The organism is Actinomadura sp. NBRC 104412, assembly GCF_030269515.1.
Lineage (GTDB): Bacteria > Actinomycetota > Actinomycetes > Streptosporangiales > Streptosporangiaceae > Spirillospora.
The window spans coordinates 351,724-373,795 of record NZ_BSTM01000003.1; the positions used below are offsets into that span (position 1 = coordinate 351,724).

General features: G+C 72.3%; 17 protein-coding genes and 1 pseudogene. 7 read left to right on the plus strand and 11 right to left on the minus strand.

Annotation, left to right across the window (positions count from 1 at the left end):
• The first annotated feature begins 163 nt into the window (after positions 1–163).
• Both QSK21_RS06045 and soxR read left to right on the plus strand, forming a co-directional pair.
• Positions 164–1,993 carry a phosphoenolpyruvate carboxykinase (GTP) gene (locus tag QSK21_RS06045; protein WP_285694230.1) on the plus strand — a complete coding sequence of 610 codons (1,830 nt, stop codon included), beginning with the start codon at positions 164–166 and terminating at the stop codon, positions 1,991–1,993.
• Positions 1,994–2,110: 117 nt separating this feature from the next.
• Positions 2,111–2,578, plus strand: a pseudogene (gene soxR / locus QSK21_RS06050) (redox-sensitive transcriptional activator SoxR); the annotation flags it as partial.
• A 131-nt stretch (positions 2,579–2,709) separates the two neighbouring features.
• On the opposite strand, the gene QSK21_RS06055 reads toward soxR, so the two are convergent.
• Both QSK21_RS06055 and QSK21_RS06060 read right to left on the minus strand, forming a co-directional pair.
• On the minus strand, positions 2,710–5,130 hold the full coding sequence (locus tag QSK21_RS06055) for a glycoside hydrolase family 65 protein (protein ID WP_285694231.1): 2,421 nt from the start codon (positions 5,128–5,130) through the stop codon (positions 2,710–2,712).
• Positions 5,127–5,879 carry an HAD family hydrolase gene (locus QSK21_RS06060; RefSeq protein ID WP_285694232.1) on the minus strand — a complete coding sequence of 251 codons (753 nt, stop codon included), beginning with the start codon at positions 5,877–5,879 and terminating at the stop codon, positions 5,127–5,129. The genes QSK21_RS06055 and QSK21_RS06060 overlap by 4 nt, the downstream gene beginning before the upstream one ends.
• 248 nt (positions 5,880–6,127) lie before the next feature.
• Here QSK21_RS06060 and gnd point away from each other — a divergent pair, with 248 nt between their 5' ends.
• From gnd to QSK21_RS06075, 3 genes are all read left to right on the plus strand, one after another.
• The gene (gene gnd, locus QSK21_RS06065) at positions 6,128–7,567 is read left to right on the plus strand and encodes an NADP-dependent phosphogluconate dehydrogenase (RefSeq protein ID WP_285694233.1); all 1,440 of its coding nucleotides are present in this window, start codon (positions 6,128–6,130) and stop codon (positions 7,565–7,567) included.
• 60 nt (positions 7,568–7,627) lie between these two features.
• Entirely contained in the window at positions 7,628–10,141 is a 2,514-nt protein-coding gene (locus QSK21_RS06070; protein WP_285694234.1) for a DEAD/DEAH box helicase, read from the plus strand.
• Between the two features lie 178 nt (positions 10,142–10,319).
• A complete protein-coding gene (locus QSK21_RS06075; protein ID WP_285694235.1) occupies positions 10,320–11,129 on the plus strand; it encodes a carbon-nitrogen hydrolase family protein in 810 nt (269 codons plus the stop codon).
• A 9-nt stretch (positions 11,130–11,138) separates the two neighbouring features.
• Here the strand turns inward: QSK21_RS06075 and QSK21_RS06080 are convergent, their stop codons facing one another.
• The 5 genes from QSK21_RS06080 to QSK21_RS06100 form a co-directional block, all read right to left on the minus strand.
• A complete protein-coding gene (locus QSK21_RS06080) occupies positions 11,139–12,191 on the minus strand; it encodes an NAD-dependent epimerase/dehydratase family protein (protein ID WP_285694236.1) in 1,053 nt (350 codons plus the stop codon).
• A gap of 65 nt (positions 12,192–12,256) precedes the next feature.
• Positions 12,257–13,627, minus strand: a complete 1,371-nt coding sequence (locus tag QSK21_RS06085; RefSeq protein WP_285694237.1) for an FAD-binding oxidoreductase — start codon at positions 13,625–13,627, stop codon at positions 12,257–12,259.
• 107 nt (positions 13,628–13,734) lie between these two features.
• The gene (locus QSK21_RS06090; protein WP_502871517.1) at positions 13,735–13,872 is read right to left on the minus strand and encodes a helix-turn-helix domain-containing protein; all 138 of its coding nucleotides are present in this window, start codon (positions 13,870–13,872) and stop codon (positions 13,735–13,737) included.
• 82 nt (positions 13,873–13,954) lie between these two features.
• On the minus strand, positions 13,955–14,974 hold the full coding sequence (locus QSK21_RS06095; RefSeq protein WP_285694238.1) for a hemolysin family protein: 1,020 nt from the start codon (positions 14,972–14,974) through the stop codon (positions 13,955–13,957).
• A gap of 7 nt (positions 14,975–14,981) precedes the next feature.
• Positions 14,982–16,328, minus strand: coding sequence for a hemolysin family protein (locus QSK21_RS06100; RefSeq protein ID WP_285694239.1), 1,347 nt, complete (start codon positions 16,326–16,328; stop codon positions 14,982–14,984).
• A gap of 110 nt (positions 16,329–16,438) precedes the next feature.
• Between QSK21_RS06100 and QSK21_RS06105 the strand changes: the two genes are divergently transcribed.
• Complete coding sequence (locus QSK21_RS06105; RefSeq protein WP_285694240.1) at positions 16,439–17,398, plus strand: MBL fold metallo-hydrolase; 960 nt, start codon at positions 16,439–16,441, stop codon at positions 17,396–17,398.
• A gap of 57 nt (positions 17,399–17,455) precedes the next feature.
• Positions 17,456–18,490 carry a hypothetical protein gene (locus tag QSK21_RS06110; protein ID WP_285694241.1) on the plus strand — a complete coding sequence of 345 codons (1,035 nt, stop codon included), beginning with the start codon at positions 17,456–17,458 and terminating at the stop codon, positions 18,488–18,490.
• A 472-nt stretch (positions 18,491–18,962) separates the two neighbouring features.
• Here the strand turns inward: QSK21_RS06110 and QSK21_RS06115 are convergent, their stop codons facing one another.
• The 4 genes from QSK21_RS06115 to QSK21_RS06130 all read right to left on the minus strand — a co-directional run bounded on the left by QSK21_RS06115 (position 18,963) and on the right by QSK21_RS06130 (position 22,052).
• Entirely contained in the window at positions 18,963–19,772 is an 810-nt protein-coding gene (locus tag QSK21_RS06115) for an acyl-CoA thioesterase (protein WP_285694242.1), read from the minus strand.
• Positions 19,773–19,857: 85 nt separating this feature from the next.
• A complete protein-coding gene (locus QSK21_RS06120; RefSeq protein WP_285694305.1) occupies positions 19,858–20,619 on the minus strand; it encodes a DeoR/GlpR family DNA-binding transcription regulator in 762 nt (253 codons plus the stop codon).
• Positions 20,620–20,693: 74 nt separating this feature from the next.
• Positions 20,694–20,987 (minus strand): HPr family phosphocarrier protein, encoded by a 294-nt coding sequence (locus tag QSK21_RS06125; RefSeq protein WP_285694243.1) that lies wholly within the window; start codon positions 20,985–20,987, stop codon positions 20,694–20,696.
• A gap of 24 nt (positions 20,988–21,011) precedes the next feature.
• The gene (locus QSK21_RS06130) at positions 21,012–22,052 is read right to left on the minus strand and encodes a zinc-dependent dehydrogenase (protein ID WP_285694244.1); all 1,041 of its coding nucleotides are present in this window, start codon (positions 22,050–22,052) and stop codon (positions 21,012–21,014) included.
• Between the last annotated feature and the right edge of the window lie 20 nt (positions 22,053–22,072).

Sequence of the window (22,072 nt, forward strand, 5' to 3'; positions counted from 1 at the left end):
GCGAAACTCCGGCCGCCCCGCCGGTGACGATGTACTGGTGATATCAGTCACAAAAACCCATGGCAACCCCCTAAAGCGGCGCCGATTGGTCCAGACCAAATGGAAAACACGTGCGTTTTTGTTCATGATGCAAAGATCCTGCGAACAGCTGAAGGAGTTGCCCGTGTCCAAACAGGTCAGCGCGTCGTCGACAGCGGCCACCGACCAGCCCCCCACCAGTCACGCCGGACTGGTCGAGTGGGTCCGCGGGATCGCCGAGCTCACCAAGCCCGACCGCGTCGAATGGTGCGACGGTTCGGAAACGGAATGGGAGCGGCTCACCTCGCTCCTGGTGGAGCAGGGCACGTTCAAACGGCTTAACCCGGAGAAACGGCCCAACAGCTTCTACGCCGCCTCCGATCCCAGCGATGTCGCCCGAGTAGAGGACCGCACGTTCATCTGCTCGGAAAATGAGGCCGACGCGGGTCCCACGAACAACTGGATCGCGCCCGCCGAGATGCGTGCCACCTTCGGCGAGCTCTTCGACGGCTGCATGCGCGGCCGCACCATGTACGTCGTCCCGTTCTGCATGGGCCCGCTGGGCGGTAACATCTCCCAGCTCGGCGTCGAGATCACCGACTCGGCCTATGTCGCGGTCTCGATGCGGATCATGACCAGGATGGGCACCGACGCCCTGCGGCTCATCGAGGAGCGCGGCTCGTTCGTCAAGTGCGTCCACTCCGTGGGCGCGCCCCTGGAGCCCGGCCAGAAGGACGTGCCGTGGCCGTGCAACTCCACCAAGTACATCTCGCACTTCCCCGAGACCCGGGAGATCTGGTCCTACGGGTCCGGGTACGGCGGCAACGCGCTGCTGGGCAAGAAGTGCTACGCGCTGCGCATCGCCTCGACCATGGCCCGTGACGAGGGCTGGATGGCCGAGCACATGCTCATCCTCAAGCTGACCCCGCCGCAGGGCGAGACCCGGTACGTCGCCGCCGCGTTCCCGTCCGCCTGCGGCAAGACCAACCTGGCCATGCTCCAGCCGACCATCCCGGGCTGGAAGGTCGAGACGATCGGCGACGACATCGCCTGGATGCGGTTCGGCGAGGACGGCCGGCTGTACGCGATCAACCCCGAGGCCGGGTTCTTCGGCGTCGCGCCCGGCACCGGCGCCGCCACCAACGCCAACGCGGTGCAGACGCTCTGGGGCAACAGCATCTTCACCAACGTCGCCCTCACCGATGACGGCGACGTGTGGTGGGAGGGCCTCACCGAGGAGCCGCCCGCGCATCTGACCGACTGGAAGGGCAACGACTGGACGCCGGAGTCGGAGACTCCTGCCGCGCATCCCAACGCCCGCTTCACCACCCCTGCCGGCCAGTGCCCGATCATCGCGCCCGAGTGGGAGGACCCCAAGGGCGTGCCGATCTCGGCGATCCTGTTCGGCGGCCGCCGCGCCACCGCCGTCCCGCTGGTCACCGAGTCCTTCGACTGGCAGCAGGGGGTGTTCCTGGGCGCCAACGTCGCCTCGGAGAAGACCGCCGCCGCCGAGGGCACGGTCGGCGAGCTGCGCCGCGACCCGTTCGCGATGCTGCCGTTCTGCGGCTACAACATGGGCGACTACTTCGGTCACTGGCTGAAGATCGGCCGGTCCACCGAGGCCGAGAAGCTGCCCCGCATCTACTACGTCAACTGGTTCCGCAAGAACGCCGACGGGAAGTTCATCTGGCCCGGCTTCGGCGAGAACAGCCGCGTGCTCAAGTGGATCGTGGAGCGGCTGAACGGCAAGGCCGACGCCGCCAAGACCCCCATCGGGCACGTGCCGACCAGGGAGGCCCTCGACACCGAGGGGCTGGAGATCGACCCCGCCGACCTCGACACCCTCCTCTCGGTCGACACCGAGGTCTGGAAGCAGGAGGCCGCGCTGGTCCCCGAGTTCTTCGAGAAGTTCGGCGACCACCTGCCCAAGGAGCTGTGGGACGAGTACAACGCCCTGGTGAACCGCCTGGGCTGACGACGTGCGGGGGCGGGCGGACCGGCCCGTCCCCGCGCCGGTCGCCGACGGACGGCGACGGAGGGCGACGGACGGCGGCGGGCCGGGCCCGGCGGAAACCTCAATTATTGTTGGGGTATGACGCGACTGGAGTACAAGGTCCATGAACTGACCGTCGGGCAGCTCGCCCAGCGCAGCGGGGTGGCCGTGTCCGCGCTGCACTTCTACGAGTCCAAGGGCCTGATCAGCAGCCGCAGGACGGCGGGCAACCAGCGGCGGTACAGCCGCGACACGCTGCGCCGGGTGTCGTTCATCAAGATCTCGCAGCGGGTCGGCATCCCGCTGAAGGAGATCAAGGAGGCCCTCGCCACCCTCCCGGAGGAGCGCACCCCCACGGTGGAGGACTGGGCGCGCCTCTCCAAGGGCTGGCGTGCCCATCTGGACCAGCGCATCCGGCAACTGGAACGCCTCCGCGACGACCTCACCGACTGCATCGGCTGCGGCTGCCTGTCCCTGAAGACCTGCGCCCTGGCCAACCCGTACGACCGCCTGGGCGACGAGGGCCCCGGGCCGCGGCGCCTCATGGTGGAGCCCGCTCGCGACACTGCGGCGGGCACTGCGGCGGGCACTGTGGCGGGCACTGCTGCGGGCACGGACGCGAAGGCCGCGCCCGACCGCGGCCCCCGCGTCCCGGACGGCCAGGCCCAGCCGTGCGCCGGCGAGGCCCCGGCCGGGTGCTAGGCCGTGCCGTCGGCGGTGACGGAGGCGTTGTCGCGCAGGTGCGGGTCGGTACGGCGCGGGAGCGGCTCGCGGCCTTGCGGCTGGGCCGGGCGGGGAAGCGGCGGGATGGGTTCGATGGGCAGCTTGGCGGGCTCGTCGGCGCCCAGGCTGAACTCCTCGCCGTGGTGGCGGAGCCTCAGCCCGGGGCCTTCGAGCAGCTCGTAGACGGCGTGGTCGTGGCGGACGGTGACGCGGAGGCGGCTGCCCCGGTAGCGCATGCGGAAGGACAGGCGGCTGATGCCTCCGGGGAGGCGGGGGGCGAAGGACAGGCAGCCGTTGGAGGCGCGCATCCCGCCGAAACCGGCGACCAGGCCGCTCCACGCCCCGGCCATCGAGGCGATGTGGAGGCCGTCCTTGGTGTTGCGGGCCAGGTCGTGCAGGTCCATCAGGGCGGTCTCGCCCAGGTAGTCGTGGGCGAGGTCGAGATGGCCGCACTCGGCGGCCATCACGGCCTGGCTCTGGGCTGACAGGGACGAGTCGCGCACGGTCACGGCCTCGTAGTACTCGAAGTTGCGGCGCTTCTGCTCGTCCGTGAACGCCTCCCCGCACAGGTGCATCGCCAGCACCAGGTCGGCCTGCTTGACGACCTGTTTGCGGTACAGGTCGAAGTAGGGGAAGTTCAGCAGAAGCGGGTAGTGCTCGGGTTTGGTCGCGGCGAAGTCCCACTTGGCGTGGTTGGTGAAGCCTTCGCTCTGCGGGTGCACGCCGAGCCGTTCGTCGTACGGGACGAGCATGGCCGCGGCCGCGTTGCGCCAGGAGGCGGCCTCGTCGGTGGTCACTCCCAGGCGTTCGGCCAGGTCCGGATGGCGCATCGCCATCGCCGCGGCCTCCTGGAGGTTCCGGCGCGCCATGAGGTTGGTGTAGACGTTGTTGTCGGCGACCGCGCTGTACTCGTCCGGGCCGGTCACGCCGTCGATGCGGAACACGCCCTCCACGTCGTGGTGGCCCAGGTCGCGCCACAGCCGGGCGGTCTCCACCAGCAGCGGCAGCCCCACCTCGCGCTCGAAGCGCTCGTCCTGGGTGGCGTCGACGTACCGGACGACGGCGTCGGCGATGTCGGCGTTGATATGGAACGCGGCCGTGCCCGCGGGCCAGTACCCCGACGACTCCTGCCCGCGGATCGTCCGCCACGGGAAGGCGGCGCCGGCCAGCCCGAGCTGGCGGGCGCGTTCGGTCGCCAGCGGCAGCGTCATGTGCCGCCAGGCCAGCGCGTCGGCCGCCGAGCCCGGATGGGTGTAGATCAGCACCGGCAGGACGAAGGTCTCGGTGTCCCAGAACGTGTGCCCGTCATACCCGGGACCGGTCAGGCCCTTGGCGGGGATCATCCGCCGTTCGGCGCGGGCCCCGGCCTGGAGGATGTGGAACAGCCCGAACCGCGTCGCCTGCTGGATCTCCGCGTCGCCGTCGATCTCGATGTCCGCGCCTCGCCAGAAGTCGCGCAGGTAGTCGCGCTGCTGCTTGAGCAGTCCCGCCCAGCCGGTGTGCCGGGCCGCGGCCAGCGCCGCCACCACCTGGTCGTGCAGCGCGGGACGGGACCGCTGCGACGACCACCCGTAGGCGAGGTACTTCACGATCCGCAGCCGCTGGCCCGGTTCGAGCTCGGTCGCCACGGTCACCCGGCCCACGTCGGGGGAGCTCTCGGCGTCCACCGCCATCCGCCCCGGGCCCTCGATGTCGTGCGACATGCCCGCGGCCATCCGCAGCCCGCTCTTGCGGGTGGCGTGCACCAGGATGACCTTGGTGCCGTTGTGCACGTGCTCCTCGCTGACCAGCGGCGCCTCCAGAGCGGCCGCCACCCGCGGGTCGTCGCCCAGGTCGGGCAGCGACTCGTTGGCCACCAGCTCCGACTGCGCCACCACCCGGAGCGACTGGTCGACCGGCTCGACGTCGTAGCAGATCGCCGCGATCGCCCGCTGGGTCAGCGACACCAGCCGGGTGGAGGTGATCTTGACCCGGCATCCGGCGGGCGAGGTCCACTCCACCGTCCGGGTCAGCGTGCCGGCCCGCAGGTCCAGTACCCGCTCGTGCGCGTGCAGCCGCCCGTACCGGACGTCGAACGGCTCGTCGTCGACCAGCAGCCGGATCAGCTTGCCGTTGGTCACGTTGATCACGGTCTGGCCGGACTCCGGGTAGCCGTAGCCGGCCTCCGCGTACGGCAGCGGGCGCTGCTCGAAGAACGAGTTGAGGTAGCTTCCGGGCAGCCCGTGCGGCTCGCCTTCGTCGAGGTTGCCGCGCAGCCCCAGGTGCCCGTTGGACAGGGCGAACACCGACTCGCTCTGCGCCAGGCGGTCGAGCCGCAGCTCCGGCTCGCGCACGCACCACGGCTCCACCGCGTACACGGGCCGGTCGGTCGCGCTCCGAGGGTCCCGCTCCGTCACCTATTACCCCCCAGCAGCTCGGAGAGGTCGTCCACCACCACGTCCGCGCCCCGTTCGGCCAGTGCCGCCGCGTGCTCGGCGTTGACCCGGTTGACGCCCACCACGTACGCGAACCCGCCGGCCCGGCCGGCCTCGACGCCAGCGAGGGCGTCCTCGAAGACGACCGCGTGCTCGGGCCCCACGCCGAGTTCCCGCGCCCCCTCGAGGAACGTGTCGGGCGCCGGTTTGCCCGGCAGGTTCCGCTCGGCCGCGACCACCCCGTCCACCCGGGCGTCGAAGAGGTCGGTGATGCCGACGACGCGCAGGACCTGGACGGTGTTCCTGCTGGACGACACCACCGCCGTCTTCAGCCCCGCCTGCCGCGCCCGCCGCACGTAGTCGATGGATCCCTCGAAGGTCTCCACGCCCTTCTCTTCGATCAGCTTGAGGACCAGCGCGTTCTTCCGGTTGCCGAGTCCCCGTATCGTCTCGGTCTCCGGCGGGTCGCCCGGATCGCCCTCGGGCAGGGTGATGCCGCGCGACTCCAGGAAAGAGCGCGTCCCGTCCTCCCGCCGCTTGCCGTCCACGTACCGGCCGTAGTCCTTGACCGTGTCGAACGGGACGAACGTGTCGCCCGTGCGCTCGGCCCTCGCGCGCAGGAACCCGTCGAACATCTCCTTCCACGCGGCGGCGTGCACGGCCGCGGTACGGGTCAGCACCCCGTCGAGGTCGAACAGGCAGGCCCGTGCCTCCTCCGGAAGTCCCAGCATCGCTCCTCTTCTCGACGGCGTCCCGGCGCCGGACGTGTGATCTCCACGATCGGGTCCGTTCCCGGCCGGAACAAGGCCATGCCCGCGCGAGTTGCCGGAAACGTGGGCACGGGCGCGGCTCCGGACGGTGCGCGGCCCCGGAGGGCAGGGTGTCACGCGGAGGGCGGCTTCGTGGGCCGGTTCCGCGAACGTGATCGCGTTCCGCGGCGTACAACACGGGTAGGGCGACGACGAGGAGGAGAGGGACTATGGGGAACGCCGGCAGGGGCAGCGCGCGCATCGGGGTGACCGGGCTGGCGGTGATGGGGCGCAACCTGGCACGCAACCTCGCCAGGCACGGCCATCCCGTGGCCGTCCACAACAGGACGCCGGCCCGTACCAAGGCGCTGATCGGGGAGTTCGGGGACGAGGGGACGTTCGTCCCGGCCGAGACGCCGGAAGAGTTCGTCGCGTCGCTGGAACGGCCGCGGCGGCTGGTGATCATGGTGAAGGCGGGCGCGCCCACCGACGCGGTGATCGACGAGTTCGCGCCGCTGCTGGAGCCCGGCGACATGATCGTGGACGGCGGCAACGCCCACTTCGCCGACACCCGCAGGCGCGAGGCGGCGCTGCGGGAGCGGGGGCTGCACTTCGTCGGCACCGGCATCTCCGGCGGCGAGGAGGGCGCCCTGCACGGCCCCAGCATCATGCCGGGCGGGTCCGAGGAGTCCTACGCCGCGCTCGCCCCGATGCTGGAGGACATCGCGGCCAAGGTGGACGGGACGCCGTGCTGCGTCCACGTCGGTCCCGACGGCGCCGGCCACTTCGTGAAGATGGTGCACAACGGCATCGAGTACGCCGACATGCAGCTGATCGCCGAGTCCTACGACCTGCTGCGGCACGCGGCCGGCCTGTCCCCGGCCGAGATCGCCGAGGTCTTCCGCACCTGGAACACCGGCCGGCTGGAGTCGTATCTGATCGAGATCACCGCCGAGGTCCTGGCGCACACCGACGCCGCCACCGGGCGCCCGTTCGTGGACGTCGTCCTGGACCAGGCCGAGCAGAAGGGCACCGGCCGCTGGACCGTCCAGTCCGCCCTCGACCTGGGCGTCCCGGTCGGCGGGATCGCCGAGGCCGTGTTCGCCCGGTCGGTGTCGGGCCACGCCGCGCTGCGCGAGGCCGCCCAGGGGCTGCCGGGGCCCGAGCGGTCCACGGCGGCGGGCTCGGAGTTCGCGGACGCGGTCGAACGGGCCCTGTACGCCTCCAAGATCGTCGCCTATGCGCAGGGCTTCCACCAGATCCAGGCCGGCAGCGCCGAGTACGGCTGGGACATCGACCCGGGCGCGATGGCCACCATCTGGCGCGGCGGCTGCATCATCCGCGCCCGCTTCCTGGACCGCATCCGCGCCGCGTACGAGGCCGACCCGCACACCCCGACGCTCCTCACCGACGACCACTTCGCCGAGGCCCTCGGCGAGGCCCAGGACGCCTGGCGCGAGGTCGTCGCCACCTCCGCCCGCCTCGGCATCCCCGCGCCCGGTTTCTCCACCGCCCTGGCCTACTACGACTCGCTCCGGACGCAGCGCCTGCCCGCGTCCCTCACCCAGGGCCAGCGGGACTTCTTCGGCGCCCACACCTACCGCCGCACCGACCGGGACGGCTCGTACCACACCCTGTGGGGTGGTGACCGGACCGAGGTCGAGGCTTAGGCCCCTGGGGCGGGCCGCTCCCCGGCGCGGGCAGTGCCCGGCGGAGGGCAGGATGGAAGGGTGACCTCTCTCATCGATCAGCTTCCCTCCGCCGACGCCGTCGACGCCGACTCGCTGTACGAGTCGTTCGAGCGATGGGTGTCCGGGCGCGGCATCACGCTGTACCCGGCGCAGGAGGAGGCGCTGATCGAGGTCGTGTCCGGGGCCAACGTGATCCTGTCCACCCCGACCGGGTCGGGCAAGAGCCTGGTGGCCGCCGGGGCGCTGTTCGCCGCGCTGGGACGGGACCAGGTCGGCTTCTACACCGCGCCGATCAAGGCGCTGGTGTCGGAGAAGTTCTTCGACCTGTGCGAGATGTTCGGCCGCGAGAACGTCGGGATGATGACCGGCGACGCCAGCGTCAACGCCGACGCCCCGATCATCTGCTGCACCGCCGAGGTGCTGGCCAACATCGCGCTGCGGGACGGCGCCGACGCCGACATCGGCGTGGTGGTGATGGACGAGTTCCACTTCTACGCCGAGCCCGAGCGCGGCTGGGCCTGGCAGATCCCCCTGCTGGAGCTGCCGCAGTGCCAGTTCCTGCTGATGTCGGCGACGCTGGGCGACGTCACCTTCTTCGAGAAGGACCTCACCCGCCGCACCGGCCGCCCGACCGCCGTGGTGACCTCGGCGGAACGGCCCGTCCCGCTGAAGTACGACTACCGGGTCACGCCGCTGCACGAGACCGTCGAGGAACTGCTCGGCGAGCAGAAGGCCCCGATCTACCTGGTGCACTTCACGCAGGCCGCCGCGATGGAACGGGCGCAGGCGCTGATGAGCATCAACGTGTGCACCAAGGAGGAGAAGGCCAGGATCGCCGAGCTGATCGGCGGCTTCCGGTTCACCACCCGGTTCGGCCGCAACCTGTCGCGGTTCGTCCGGCACGGCATCGGCGTCCACCACGCGGGGATGCTGCCGAAGTACCGGCGGCTGGTGGAACGGCTCGCGCAGGCCGGGCTGCTCAAGGTCATCTGCGGCACCGACACCCTCGGCGTCGGCGTGAACGTCCCGATCCGCACCGTGGTGTTCACCGCGCTCAGCAAGTACGACGGGCACCGGGTGCGGCGGCTGCGGGCCCGCGAGTTCCACCAGATCGCCGGGCGCGCGGGCCGGGCCGGGTTCGACGTCGTCGGGTACGTGGTCGCGCAGGCCCCCGAGCATGTGGTGGAGAACGAGAAGGCGCTGGCCAAGGCGGGCGACGACCCGAAGAAGCGGCGCAAGGTGCAGCGCCGCAAGCCGCCGGAGGGCTTCGTCGGCTGGGACGAGGACACCTTCCGCAAGCTTCAGGCGGCCGAGCCGGAGATGCTCAAGTCCCGGTTCCAGGTCAGCCACGCCATGCTGCTGTCGGTGATCGCCCGTCCCGGCAACGCGTTCCAGGCGATGAAGCGGCTGCTCACCGACAACCACGAGGAGCCGGCCGCGCGCCGCAGGCACATCTCCCGGGCCATCGCGATCTACCGGTCCCTGCTGGCCGGCGGCGTGGTCGAGACCCTGGACGAGCCGGACGAGCAGGGCCGTTACGCCCGCCTCACCGTGGACCTCCAGGAGGACTTCGCGCTCAACCAGCCGCTGTCCACCTTCGCGCTGGCCGCCTTCGAGGTGCTGGACCCCTCCTCGCCCACCTACGCGCTGGACATCCTGTCGGTGATCGAGGCGACGCTGGACGACCCCAGGCAGATCCTGGCCGCCCAGCTCAATCGGGCTAAGGGCGAGGCCGTCCAGGAGATGAAGGCCGAGGGCATCGAGTACGAGGAGCGCATGGAGCTGCTCCAGGACGTCGACTACCCCAAGCCCCTCGAGGAGGAGCTGGAGGCCGCCTACGAGATCTACCGCGCCGGGCACCCGTGGGTCGGCGACCACCCGCTGCGTCCCAAGTCGGTGGCGCGCGACCTGTACGAGCGGGCGATGACGTTCACCGAGTACATCGCCTTCTACGAGCTGGCGCGCGCCGAGGGCCTGGTCCTGCGGTACCTGTCGGGCGCGTACCGGGCGCTGCAGCAGACCGTCCCGGACTCGATCAAGAACGACGATCTGATCGATCTGATCGAGTGGCTGGGCGAGCTGGTCCGCCAGGTCGACTCCAGCCTGCTGGACGAGTGGGAGCAGCTCGCGAACCCGCGGGAGGAGGAGGATCTCGAGGAGGCCCTGGAGGAGCGGGTCACCAAGGTCACCGCGAACGCCCGTGCGTTCCGGGTGCTGGTGCGCAACGCGATGTTCCGCCGCGTGGAGCTGGCCGCGCTGGAGCGCTACGCCGAACTGGGCGAGCTCGACCCCGGCCTCGGCGAGGACGGCTGGCGGGAGGCCATGGCCGCGTACTGGGACGAGCACGACGACCTCAACACCGGCCCGGACGCGCGCGGCCCCCGGCTGCTGCTCATCGAGGAGGTCCCCGAGGACGCGCTGTGGCGCGTCCGCCAGGTCTTCGACGATCCGGAGGGCCACCGCGACTGGGGCATCACCGCCGAGGTCGACCTGGCCGGCTCGGACGAGGCCGGCGAGGCCGTCATCAAGGTCGTCTCCGTCGACCGGCTCTGAGATCGGCGGGGCCGGGGACTCGGTAGGGCCGGGGACTCGGTAGGGCCGGGGACTCGGTAGGGCCGGGGACTCGGTAGGGCCGGGGACTCGGTGGGGCCGGGGACTCGGTGGGGGCGAGGGGCACCAGTAGGGTCGGAAGGGTATACCCGCCGGTTGCCGCCGTCATGGGGAGGCGCAGATGGTCCAGGTCGCCGTGGCGCAGTTCGCGTCCTCAGAGGACAAGGAGCGGAACCTTGCGGAGGCCGCGAAGCTGGTCGCCGACGCGGCCGGGCGCGGGGCGCGGCTGGTGGTGCTCCCCGAATACGCGATGTTCATCGCGCCGACGATGGACGAGCGGTTCGTCACGTCCGCCGAGCCGCTGGACGGCCCGTTCGTGCGGGGGCTGGCGGAGCTGGCCTCCCGGCACGGCGTGCACGTCGTCGCGGGGGTGAACGAGCGGCTGGACGACGAGCCGGGACGCATGTCCAACACCCTCGTGGCGATCGACCCGTCCGGCGCGATCGTGGCCACCTATCGCAAGCTTCATCTGTACGACGCGTTCGGCTACAAGGAGTCGGACGTGGTGCGCGCCGGGGACATCGGCACGCCGGAGACCTTCGCCGTCGGCGGGGTCACCGTCGGCATGCAGACCTGCTACGACGTGCGGTTCCCCGAGGTGACCCGGATGCTGGTGGACGCGGGCGCCGACCTGCTGGCGCTGCCCGCCGCCTGGGTGCCGGGGCCGCTGAAGGAGGACCACTGGCGCACCCTGGTCCGGGCGCGCGCCATCGAGAACACGATCTACGTCGCCGCGGCCGGGCAGAGCGCCCCGATGGGCGCGGGCAACAGCCTGCTCGCCGACCCGATGGGCGTGGTCGTGGCCTCGCTCGGGGAGGGGACGGGCATCGCGTCCGGCGAGGTCTCGCCCGACCGCGTCACCGAGGTCCGCGACAAGAACCCCGCCCTGCGCCTGCGCCGCTTCACCGTGACCCCGGCCGGAGGGGTCTAGGGAAGGGGCCTAGGGGCGGCGGCCGACGCCGGTGACCAGTTCCCGCAGCCGCATCGGGCCGCTGGTGGCCTGGGACAGCGGCGGGGTCTCCAGGTCCGCGCCCGTGCGCAGCCCCTCGAAGAACTCGCCCATCGCCTCGGTTCCGCTGTGGGCGGGGGTCCAGCCCAGCTCCTCCCGGGCGCGCGAGGTGTCCATGATCGGAACGTGCAGGGCCAGGTCCAGCAGTTCCGCCGAGGCCGGCACCAGCCCCAGGCTCCAGGCCACGCGCAGCGCGCTGTGCGCGGCCAGGGGAGGCACGCTGATCGGCCGGGCGCCCATCAGCCGGGCCAGCTCCTCCGGGCCGATCGGCGGCTCGGCCGCGATGTTGATCGGTCCGCGGGCCCGCTCGTTCGTGACCGCGCGGCGGAACGCGTCGCCCGCGTCCGCGGTGTGCAGCGCCTGGAACCGCAGCCCCGGTATCGCCGGGACGAACGGCAGCCGCCCCGGCTGCACCAGCCTGCCCGGCAGGAACGGCCCGCCGAACAGGCGCCGCTGCTCGTGGGCCGCCTCCCGCTTGAACATGAACCCCGGGCGCAGCCGTACCACGCGGCAGTCCGGGTGATCGGACTCGAAACCGTCCAGGAGCCGCTCCACGTACGCCTTCTCACGGCTGTAGGCGGCGCCGGGCCAGCCGTGCGTGGGCCACTCCTCGTCCACGGCGCGGTCCTTGGGTCCCGGAGAGTACGCCCCCACCGAGGAGGAGTACACCAGGCACGGGACGCCCGCCTCGGCGACGGCGAGGAACACCCGGGCGCTGCCCAGCACGTTCGTGCGCCAGGTCACCGCGGGGGAGCGGGTCGGCTGGAACAGCCAGGACAGGTGGACGACCGCGTCCGCGCCACGGAAGTGCGAGACCAGGTCGGTGTCGTTCACGTCGGCCCGTTCCCACCGGACCTTGTCGATCTCCAACCGGGGCTCCCGGCGGGCCAGTCCCAGGACCGATGTCACCTTCGGATCGGCGGCCAGCGCCTGCGCGGTGCTGGTCCCCACGTTCCCGGTCGCCCCGACGACCACGACGTGCATGTGCGCCCCCCTCACAAGTGGGTGTGGGATCGCCCCTACCCGAGGAAGGCGGCGCCATGCGGCCGTCAGGGTTCGCCGAAGACCTTCCCGGGGTTGAAGATCCCGGCGGGGTCGAGCGCCCGCTTGACGCCGTGGTGGAGGGCGACGACGGCCGGGTCGAGCTCCGCGTGCAGGCCGCGGCGCTTGAGCAGGCCGACGCCGTGCTCGCCGGTGACCGTGCCGCCCAGGGCGATCGCGTCGTCCACGATCCGGTCGAAGGCGCGCTCGGCGCGCTCGCGGGCGGCCTCGTCACCGGGAACGCCGATGATCAGCGGATGCAGGTTGCCGTCGCCCGCATGCGCGATGTTGGCGATGTGGGTGTCGTTGTCCCTGGCGGCGCGCTCGATGCGGGTCAGCATCTCCGGCACCAGGGAGCGCGGCACGCAGACGTCCTCGGTCAGCACCGGCCCGAGCCGTTCCAGGGCCGGGTAGGCCAGGCGGCGCGCCGCGAACAGGGCCTCGGCCTCCTCCTCGTCGGTGGAGCGGGCGCTCCAGGTGGCCCCGGCGTCCTTGAAACAGCGCACGATCGCGTCCGCCTCGGCGTCGTCGGCGGTGTCGCTTCGGGCCAGCAGCAGGACGTCGGCGTCCGCGGACAGGCCCATGTTCTTCCAGGCGTCCACCGCCTGGAGGCAGTAGCGGTCGATCAGCTCCAGCGCGCTGGGCACGATCCCGGCGGCGGTGACCGCGCTGACGGCCTCACCCGCCGCGTGCAGGGTGTCGAAGTAGCCCACGATCGTGCGTTCGGGCGGGCGGGCGCCGCGCAGGCGGACGGTGATCTCGGTGATGACGCCCAGGGTGCCCTCGGAGCCGACCATCAGGCCGCACAGGTCGTATCCGACGACCCCCTTGGCGGTGCGCCGCCCGAGGCGCACCACCTCGCCGCGCCCGACGACCGCCTCGACGGCCAGCACGTAGTCGCGGGTGACGCCGTACTTCACGCAGCACACGCCGCCGGCGTTGGTGGCCACGTTGCCGCCGATGGTGGACCAGGGCGCGCTGGCGGGGTCCGGCGGGTACCACAGGCCGTGCCGGGCGGCCTCGGCGCGCAGGTCGTCGTTGACCACGCCCGGTTGCACGACCGCCAGGCGCTCGTGCGGGTCGATCTCGACGATCTCGTTCATCCGCTCCAGGGACAGCAGCACGCAGCCGTCCAGGGCGTTGGCGCCGCCGGAGAGGCCGGTGCCCGCGCCGCGCGGGACGATCGGCACGCCCCGCGCGGCGCAGACCTCGACCAGTGCCCGCACCTCTTCGGTGGAGCCGGCGCGGACCAGCGCGGCGGGTGTTCCGTACGGTGCCCATGCCGCCTCGTCATGCGCGTAGGCGGAGATCACGTCGGGATCGGTGGCGATGCGGTCGGCCGGGATGCGCCGCTGGAGGGCGTCCACCAAGTCGGTCATGCCCCCCAAAATAGGCCGGTCAGGCCGCTTTCGTCGTGATCGCCTTCGGCTATCCGCCTTGGACGACCGCGAACCTCGCCTCCTTGGTGAAGCGCTCGAACATCCTTTCACCTTTCCCTGTTGAGAAGGGACCGGCCGCCGCCGTGCTTCTTGTGGACGGCCTGGCGGCTCACACCGAGACAGACCGCGATCTCCTGCCAGGACCAGCCCTGCTCCCGCGCGGAGGCGACCCGCAGGGCCTCCAACCGCTCGGACAGCTCGCGCAGATGTAGGTTGACATCAGGGCCGTGTCAACATGAGTTGACAGATGCGAGGTCGGGACGCGGCTCAGGCGGGGGTCAGCAGCGTGCTGACCAGGGTGTCCAGCTCGACCAGGCCCGCGATCCTGCCGTCGGCGTGCCGTACCAGGCCCAGGTGGCTGCGCCGCTCGCGCAGGATCGCCACCGCGTCGGTGACCGGCGCGCCCGCCGGGATGACCGGCACCGGGTGCGACAGCTCGCGTGCCGTCGTGGGCATGCCCCGCGCCCTGGCCAGGTAGGCGTCGCGGACGTGCACCATGCGCGGGGACCCGCCCCGCGCCGCGCCGCGCACCATCAGCCGCAGCCTGCCCGTGCGCGCCGCGGTCTCCACGATCTCCGCCGGCGCGGCGGACGGCGACACCGTGACGATGCGTCCCTCCGGCACGACCAGGCCGGTCAAGGGGGTCTTCGGCGCGTCCAGCGCGGCGGTGAGCAGGTGCAGGTCGCTCTCCGCGATCAGCCCGAGCCGCCGCGACTCCAGCACCAGGCTGCGCAACTGCTCGGGGGTGCGGGACACGCCGACCGCGTCCCGGGGCGACACCCGCACCAGCCGCAGCAGCAGGTTGGTGATCGCGTTCAGGCCCGCCAGCACCGGCCGCACCGCCCGGGTGAACGCGCGGAACGGCACCGCCAGGATCATCGCCGACCGCTCCGGCATGATGATCGCCCACGACTTGGGCGCCATCTCGCCCACCACCGTGTGCAGGAACGTCACCAGTCCCAGGGCCAGCACGAACGCCAGCGCGTGCGCGGCGGAGTCCGGCAGCCCCGCGGAGTGGAACAGCGGGGTCAGCGTGTGCGCGATCACCGGTTCGGACACCAGGCCGAGCCCCAGCGAGCTCATCGTGATGCCGAGCTGGGCGCCCGCCAGCATCAGCGACAGCTCGGAGATCCCCGCCACCGCCGAGGCGGCGGTCCTGCTGCCCCGGGCCGCGGCCCGTTCGAGCCGCGGGCGCCTGGCCGCCACCAGCGCGAACTCCGAGGCGACGAAGAAGCCGTTGAGGACCAGCAGCGCGAACGTCACCAGCAGCGCGGTGGTCAGGTCCATCCGCCCGTCACCCGCCCCGCTCGTCCGGAGAGTGCTCGCCGGCCACCGTCCGCATCCGGATCAGCTCGGGCACGTGCCGCTTGATGGACAGCACCTCGATCACCGCCCGCAGCGGCGGCTCGCCCGGCCGGTGCGGCGCCAGGTCGACCGAGACCACGTCACCGGGCTCGGCGATGCGGCCGAGCCGGCTGTGCAGCAGCCCGGCGACCGTCTCGTAGTCGCCCTCGGGCAGGGCGATGCCGGTCTCGTGCTCGACCTCGTCCACCCGCAGGCCCGCGTCGACGGTCCACCAGTCGCCGCGCCGCACCGCCTGCTCCTCGCTCACCTCGTTCTCGTCGGCGATCTCCCCGACCAGTTCCTCTGCCACGTCCTCCCAGGCGATGAGGCCGGCGAAGCCGCCGTACTCGTCCACCACGCAGGCCAGCGAGCCGCCGTCGCCGCTGAGCCGCGCCACCACGTCCGGCAGCGGCAGCGTGTCGGGCACCAGCGGCGCCGGACGGGCGAGCTCGCGCACCGTCGTGCGGTCGGCCTCCCGCGGGGACAGCCGGACGAGCTGGTCGAGCCCGACCACCCCGACGACGTCGTCCACGCTGTCGCCGACCACGGGGTAGCGGGTGTGGCCGTGCGCGGTGATGACCTCGGTCAGCTCGCCCGCCCGCGCCGTCTGCGGGACGGTGATCACGTCCACACGGGGCACCATCACCTCGCCGGCCGTCCGGTCGGAGAACATCAGCGCGCGCCCCAGCAGGTCCGCCTGATCCGCCCGCAGCTCCGCGCCGGACTCCCCGATGATGTGGCCCAGCTCCTCCAGCGTGGCGCCGTGGTGCAGCTCCTCGACCGGCTCGATCCCGGCCAGCCGCAGCAGCCCCGCGGCGGAGGCGTCGAACAGCCTGATCACCGGGGAGGCCACCGACAGGTACGTCAGTGTGGAGCCGGCCAGCGCCTTGGCCAGCGGGTCGGCCTTGGCCAGCGCCAGGTTCTTGGGGAACAGCTCGCCCAGCACCATCTGGATGATCGTGGCGATCGCGAACCCGGCCGCCACCGAGATCCCCGTGACCGCGCCGGGCGACATCCCCGCCGCCTCCAGCGGCGGCGCGACCAGCCCGCCCAGCGCGGGCTCGGCGACGAACCCCACCACCAGGGCGGTCGCGGTGATGCCGAGCTGGGCGCCGGACAGCATGAACGACACGCGCTCCATCACGCGCACCGCCCGCGCCGCCCTCCGGTCGCCCTCCCTGGCCTGCCGCTCCAGCTCCGGCCTGTCCGCGGTGACGAAGGCGAACTCCTGGGCGACGAACCAGCCGGTCGCCGCCGTCAGCAGCAGCACGGCCAGCAGGCCCAGCGCGACGGTCACCCTGGCATCATTTCCCCGCCCCTGATCTTTCTCACGCGGGATTGCCGGGGGTGGACGAGTGGGAATGATTGGTTGTGGTATGTCCGCCGCGAGTTCCGAGGGGGCGACCGATGCCCAGGCCGTTCGCGTCCTCCGCCGACCTGGCGGAGAAGGAGCAGACCCTCGAGGTGCTCGCCGACGGGGTTTACGCCCTCACGGCCGAGGGCGACCCGAACGTCGGCGCGATCGAGGGCGAGGACTTCCTGGTCTGCTTCGAGGCCCTCGCCACCCCGGCCGCGGCCCGCCGGTGGCTCGCCAGGCTCCGCGAGCACACCGCCAAGCCGGTCAAGTACCTGGTGCTGTCCCACTACCACGCGGTGCGAACGCTGGGGGCCGCCGCGTTCGGGGACGCCACGATCATCGCGCACGACCGCACCGCCGCCCTGATCCGCGAGCGCGGCAAGGAGGACTGGGAGTCGGAGTACGCCCGGATGCCCCGGCTGTTCGAGGAGCCCGCGGGCATCCCCGGTCTCACCTGGCCGAACGTCACCTTCTCCAGCACCCTCACCATCGACCTGGGCGGCGACCGCGGCGACCTCGACCTGGCGTACTGCGGGCGCGGCCACACCGAGGGCGACATCGTGGCGTGGCTGCCCCGGCAGCACATCCTGTTCGCCGGCGACCTGGTGGAGACCCGGGCCGCCCTCTACACCGGCGACGCCTTCCACCAGGAGTGGGTGTCGGGCACCCTCGACCAGGTCGAGTCGTTCGGCGCCCGGACCCTGGTCGGCGGGCGCGGCGCCGTCGCGCACGGCCGGGAGGCGGTGCGCGACGCCATCGCGCAGACCCGGCGCTTCCTGGAGGTGATGATCGGCGAGGTACGGGAGGTCAGGGACGGCGGAGGCACCCTCAAGGACGCCTTCGCCGCCGTGCACGCCGCCCTCGCCCCCGACTACGGCCGCTGGCCCATCTTCGAGCACTGCCTCCCGTTCGACGTCTCCCGGCTCTGGGACGAGCTGGACGGCGTCGAGCGGCCCCGCGTGTGGACGCCCGAGCGGGACCGGGAGGTCTGGGCCGAGCTCCAGGACTGACCGCGATGGAAGGGCCGGCGGGTTGTCATGTTCGCATCGCGAGCGGTGGGAGTTCCCATGACCGACGACAGGCATCCCCGGCCGGTGTTCGACCCCGAGATCCCCCGTGAGGACCGCGCCCTCCTGGCCGCCGCGCCGGAAAGGCTGGTCGCGGCCCATCTCCCCGCCCCGTCCCCGCCCCGGCTCCGGCCCGCCGCGCTGATCGGCCGCGCCCTGTGGGTCCCCATGGTCGCCTTCTTCTACGGCGTGCTGCCCGGCGGCTGGATTCGGCTGTGCCTCCTGGCCCCGGACGAGGAGGAGGACGACCTGGTCGACGGGGTGTTCCGGTGGGGCGGCACGGCGGTGGCCGCCATGATGATCACGCCGGCGCTGCAGATCTCGCTGATCCTGCTGCGGCTGGGGGAGGTGGCCGCGCTGCTGGCCCTGGCCAGCTTCACCTGCTGGGCCGTCGCCGCCGTGCGCCGTCTGCGGGAGCCTGCCGCCGCCCGCGCCGCCCGCGTGCATCACGGCCGTTACCTGCTGCCCGGCGACTTCGACCGGGTGGCGACCCGGCTGCTGCTGCGGGCGCAGCGGGCCTGCGACGCGGTGCTGGGCTCGGTCTCGCACCGCGCCGGTCTCCTGGACGACGCCGGCGGCCCGGCGGCGCTGTCCCGCGAGGAATGGGCGATCGCCTCCACGCTGGCCGAGCACACCCGGCTGCGCCGCGACCAGGAGAAGCGGCTGCCCGAGCACCCGTCCCCGCGGCTGCGGGCGCTGATGGTGCCGCAGCGCCGCGCCCTGGACGCCTCGGTCGGCTCGGTCACCGCCCGCGTCGAGGCGCTGGAAACGTACGCGCGGCGGACGCTGGAGCTGGACGAGGCGTACCGGGAATGGCAGGCCGTCCAGCGCCTCCCCGAACGGAACGAGCGCTACCGCGAGCTGCTGGCCGCCACCGTCCGGGACGACCTGGCCCGCGAGGAACTCGGCAGGCTGGCCGAAGACGCACGTCGCGTCCGCGCCGTACTACTGGAGGAGACCCGCAGAGCGTCCCAACACGGCGACGCCCTAGCCGTCCCGCCGTCGACCTCAAGCCCCGCCAACACACCCGCATAGCGAGTCCCCAGTCGAGGAGCGCAGCTCGCACCCGCCACAAAAGCCCTTCTCAACTACCTCAACCCCCAACCCCAGCCCCGAACGACGCCCAAACGCTGCGATCGCGTCCGAAGGCAGGGGCGAGCGCGAGCGAGACCCTGATCGCGCAGCGAGCCTCTAGGCGAGTCGGAGCGATGCAGCGATCGCCGCAGGCGCGACAAGCGACGAGCCGTCAAGGCGAGGAGCGCAGCTCGCGCCTGCCATAAGCACAGTCGCACCCACCCCAATCCCCAACCCCAGCCCCGAACGATGCCCAAGCGTTGCGATCGCGTCCGAAGGCAGATTCGAGCGAAGCGAGAATCTGATCGCGTAGCGAGCCTCTGGGCGAGTCGGAGCGATGCAGCGATCGCCGCAGGCGCGACAAGCGACGAGCCGTCAAGGCGAGGAGCGCAGCTCGCGCCTGCCATAAGCACAGCGCAGCTCGCGGTTGCAATCAAACGGGCCGCAGAAGTGCTTCTTGGGCGATGGAGGCGACGAGTTTTCCGTCGCGGGTGTGCAGGGTGCCGTGGGCGAGGCCGCGGGCGCCGTGGTTGGTGGCCGGGTCGACCGAGAACAGCAGCCAGTCGTCGATCCGGGCGGGGCGGTGGAACCACAGCGCGTGGTCCAGGCTGACGGCCATCGCCAGCTCGCGCGGGGAGCCGGGCGCCCGTGCGCCGCTGACCAGCGCCATGTCGGACAGGTAGGCGATGAGGCTCGCGTGGACGGCGGGGTCGTCGGGCAGCGGCTCCCGGTGCCGGATCCAGAACGGGTGCGGGGACCAGATCCCGTCGGCGCGTTCCCGCCGCATCGCCCGCATCTCGAACCCGGTGGGGTGCCGGATGAACGCGGGGAAGTCCGGCGGCTCCAGCTCCTCGGGCGGTGGAACGTCCGGCGGTCCCTGTGGCTGCCAGTCGTAGCCCGGTTCGGGGTCGTGGAAGGAGGCGATCATCTCGAAGATCGGCTTGCCGCCCTGGGAGGCGGTGACGTGCCGGGTGGAGAACGCGCGCCCGTCCCGGGTGCGGGCCACGTCGAACCGCAGCGTCTCCTCATAGGTGCCCGGCCTGATGAAGTACGCGTGCAGCGAGTGGGGGAGCCGTCCCTGATCGACCGTGTGGCAGGCGGCGCGCAGGCTCTGCGCCGCCACCTGGCCGCCGAACAGGCGGACCCGGGCGAGCCCGGCGACCTCCGCCCCCAGGTAGGTGTCCTCGTCCAGCGGCCGCAGGTCGAGCAGCCGCACGATCCGGGGTGGGGACTCCTCGCTCATCCGCTGCCTCCCGCGCCGCCGGCCGGCGGACTCCGCAAACCGGATCAACGGTACATCCGGCGTCCCGCCCGGTCGCACGGCGGGGTCAGGCCCGCACGACCTCCGGGCCCGCGGCGGCCAGTTCGGCGGCCGCCTCGGTGTCCAGGCCGGTGTCGGTGATCAGCACGTCGATCTCCGACAGCGCGGCGAACCGCACCAGATTGTCGTTTCCGATCTTGGTGCGGTCGGCCAGCAGCACCCGCCGCCGGGACGAGGCGATCATCGCCCGCTTCACCGCGGCCTCGGCCTGGTCGGAGGTGGTGAGCCCGTGCGCCGCCGAGCAGCCGTTGGTGGCCATGAACGCCACGTCCGCCCACAGGTCGGCCAGCGGGCGCAGCACCCAGTCGTCCACCGTGGCCAGCGTGCGCGGCCGCACCCGGCCGCCCAGCATGATGACGTTGAGGTTGGACTGCGCGGCCAGCGCGGTGGCGTGCGGCGGCGAGTTGACGATCACCGTCAGCTCGCGGTCGGCGGGCAGCAGCCGCACCAGCCGGGCGGTGGTGGTGCCCGCATCGATGATCACCGAGCCCTCGGCGGGCAGCTCGGCCAGCGCCGCCTTGGCGATCCGCTCCTTCTCCTCGGTCAGCACCGCGTCCCTGGCGGCCAGCGCGGGCTCGAAGCCCAGCCGCTCCACCGGGATCGCTCCGCCGTGCACCCGGCGCAGCGTGCCGGCCCGCTCCAGCACGGTCAGGTCGCGCCGGATCGTCTCGGTGGTCACCGAGAACCGCTCGGCCAGCGCCACCACGTCGACGCGGCCTTCGGCGCGCGCCAGCTCCAGGATCGCCTGCTGCCGTTCCTCGGCGTACATGGGGGTGAGGTCACCTGCTCCCGCTGTGGTCATGACGGCGACCATTGTCTTACGGGTCGGCTCTGTCCTACGGGTCAGGTCCGCTCGGGCTCGGGCTCCTCGGCGTCCAGGTCCCGTTCGATGAGGGCGGCCAGCTCCTCCAGCGCCCGCTCGCCCTGCTCGCCGTCCTCGGCGCTCAGCGTCACCTCGTCGCCCTGGCGCGCGCCGAGCGCCAGCACCGCCAGGATGCTGGCGGCCGGGACGGGCGCCTTGCCGCCCGCGCTGATGTGCACCGGCACGGGCTGCCGTGCCGCCTCCTGCACGAAGATCTTGGCCGGACGGGCGTGCAGGCCCTGCGCCGACCCGATGACGACGGTGCGTTCCGCCATGTGCCTTCCCTCCTCAGGCCCTCCTCAGGGCTCGACGGTGACCTTGATCGCCTCGCCGCGCGCGACGAGGTCCAGCGCCCGGTGCACGTCCGCGAGCGGGACGCGGTGGGTGACGAGGTCGTGGACGGGCACCTCGCCCGAGCCGATCAGCTCCAGCGCGCGGGCGTTGTGCGCCGGGCTCGACCCGTTGGCGCCGACGATGCTCAGCTCCCGGTAGTGCACCTGGTTGGAGTCGCAGGAGATGACCGGGTCGTTCTTGGGCAGCCCGCCGAAGAAGCTGATCCGGCCGCCCGGCGCCGCCATCCACTGCGCCTGCTGCTGCGGGGTGTGCGCCGCCGCGGCCGTGATGATCACATCGGCGCCGCGGCCGCCGGTGAGACCCCGGACCGCCTCGATCGGGTCGGTGTCCCCGGCGAGGATCGCCGCGTCCGGTTTGACCAGCTCGGACGCCCGGTGCAGCCGGTCGGCGTTCAGTTCGATCAGGAACACCCGGGCCGCGCCGCGCGCCCGCGCCACCCGCACGTGCAGGCACCCGATCGGCCCGGAGCCGAACACCACCACGTCGTCGCCCTCGCCGACCCGGGCCAGCTCCTGCCCGTTCAGGACGCAGGCCAGGGGCTCGGCCACCGACGCCTCGGCGAACGAGACGCCCTCGGGTATCCGGTTCACCCCGGCCACCGCCAGGACCTTCGCCGGGACGATCATGTACTCGGCGAACGCCCCGTCGTAGTGGTAGCCCATCGACTCCTGCCGCGAGCACACGGTCATCCGGCCGCGCCGGCACTCCGCGCAGGTCCCGCAGGGGATGGCCGCGATCACCTGGACCCGGTCGCCCGGCGCCCAGCCCTCCGTTCCGGCGCCCGCCGCCACCACCTCCCCGGCGATCTCGTGGCCCATCACCCGCGGCGGGACGATGTGGTGGTGGCCGAACCGGGAGATCTTGACGTCCGTGCCGCAGGTGGAGCAGTTGCGGACGCGGAGCTTCAGCTCCTCGGGGCCCGGCTCGGGCTCGGGGGCCTCTTCGAGCCGGATGTCCCCGGGCGCGTGGAAGCGGGCGACCTTCATCGTGTGGGGTTCCTGTTCTC

Bases quoted from the DNA above. Each gene is read 5' to 3' on its own strand.
- QSK21_RS06060 (WP_285694232.1), bottom strand. From the start codon at position 5,879: ATGCTGGGACTTCCGGAGGAGGCACGGGCCTGCCTGTTCGACCTCGAC.
- gnd (WP_285694233.1), top strand. From the start codon at position 6,128: ATGGGGAACGCCGGCAGGGGCAGCGCGCGCATCGGGGTGACCGGGCTG.
- QSK21_RS06075 (WP_285694235.1), top strand. From the start codon at position 10,320: ATGGTCCAGGTCGCCGTGGCGCAGTTCGCGTCCTCAGAGGACAAGGAG.
- QSK21_RS06080 (WP_285694236.1), bottom strand. From the start codon at position 12,191: ATGCACGTCGTGGTCGTCGGGGCGACCGGGAACGTGGGGACCAGCACC.
- QSK21_RS06085 (WP_285694237.1), bottom strand. From the start codon at position 13,627: ATGACCGACTTGGTGGACGCCCTCCAGCGGCGCATCCCGGCCGACCGC.
- QSK21_RS06095 (WP_285694238.1), bottom strand. From the start codon at position 14,974: ATGGACCTGACCACCGCGCTGCTGGTGACGTTCGCGCTGCTGGTCCTC.
- QSK21_RS06105 (WP_285694240.1), top strand. From the start codon at position 16,439: ATGCCCAGGCCGTTCGCGTCCTCCGCCGACCTGGCGGAGAAGGAGCAG.
- QSK21_RS06110 (WP_285694241.1), top strand. From the start codon at position 17,456: ATGACCGACGACAGGCATCCCCGGCCGGTGTTCGACCCCGAGATCCCC.
- QSK21_RS06115 (WP_285694242.1), bottom strand. From the start codon at position 19,772: ATGAGCGAGGAGTCCCCACCCCGGATCGTGCGGCTGCTCGACCTGCGG.
- QSK21_RS06120 (WP_285694305.1), bottom strand. From the start codon at position 20,619: ATGTACGCCGAGGAACGGCAGCAGGCGATCCTGGAGCTGGCGCGCGCC.
- QSK21_RS06125 (WP_285694243.1), bottom strand. From the start codon at position 20,987: ATGGCGGAACGCACCGTCGTCATCGGGTCGGCGCAGGGCCTGCACGCC.
- QSK21_RS06130 (WP_285694244.1), bottom strand. From the start codon at position 22,052: ATGAAGGTCGCCCGCTTCCACGCGCCCGGGGACATCCGGCTCGAAGAG.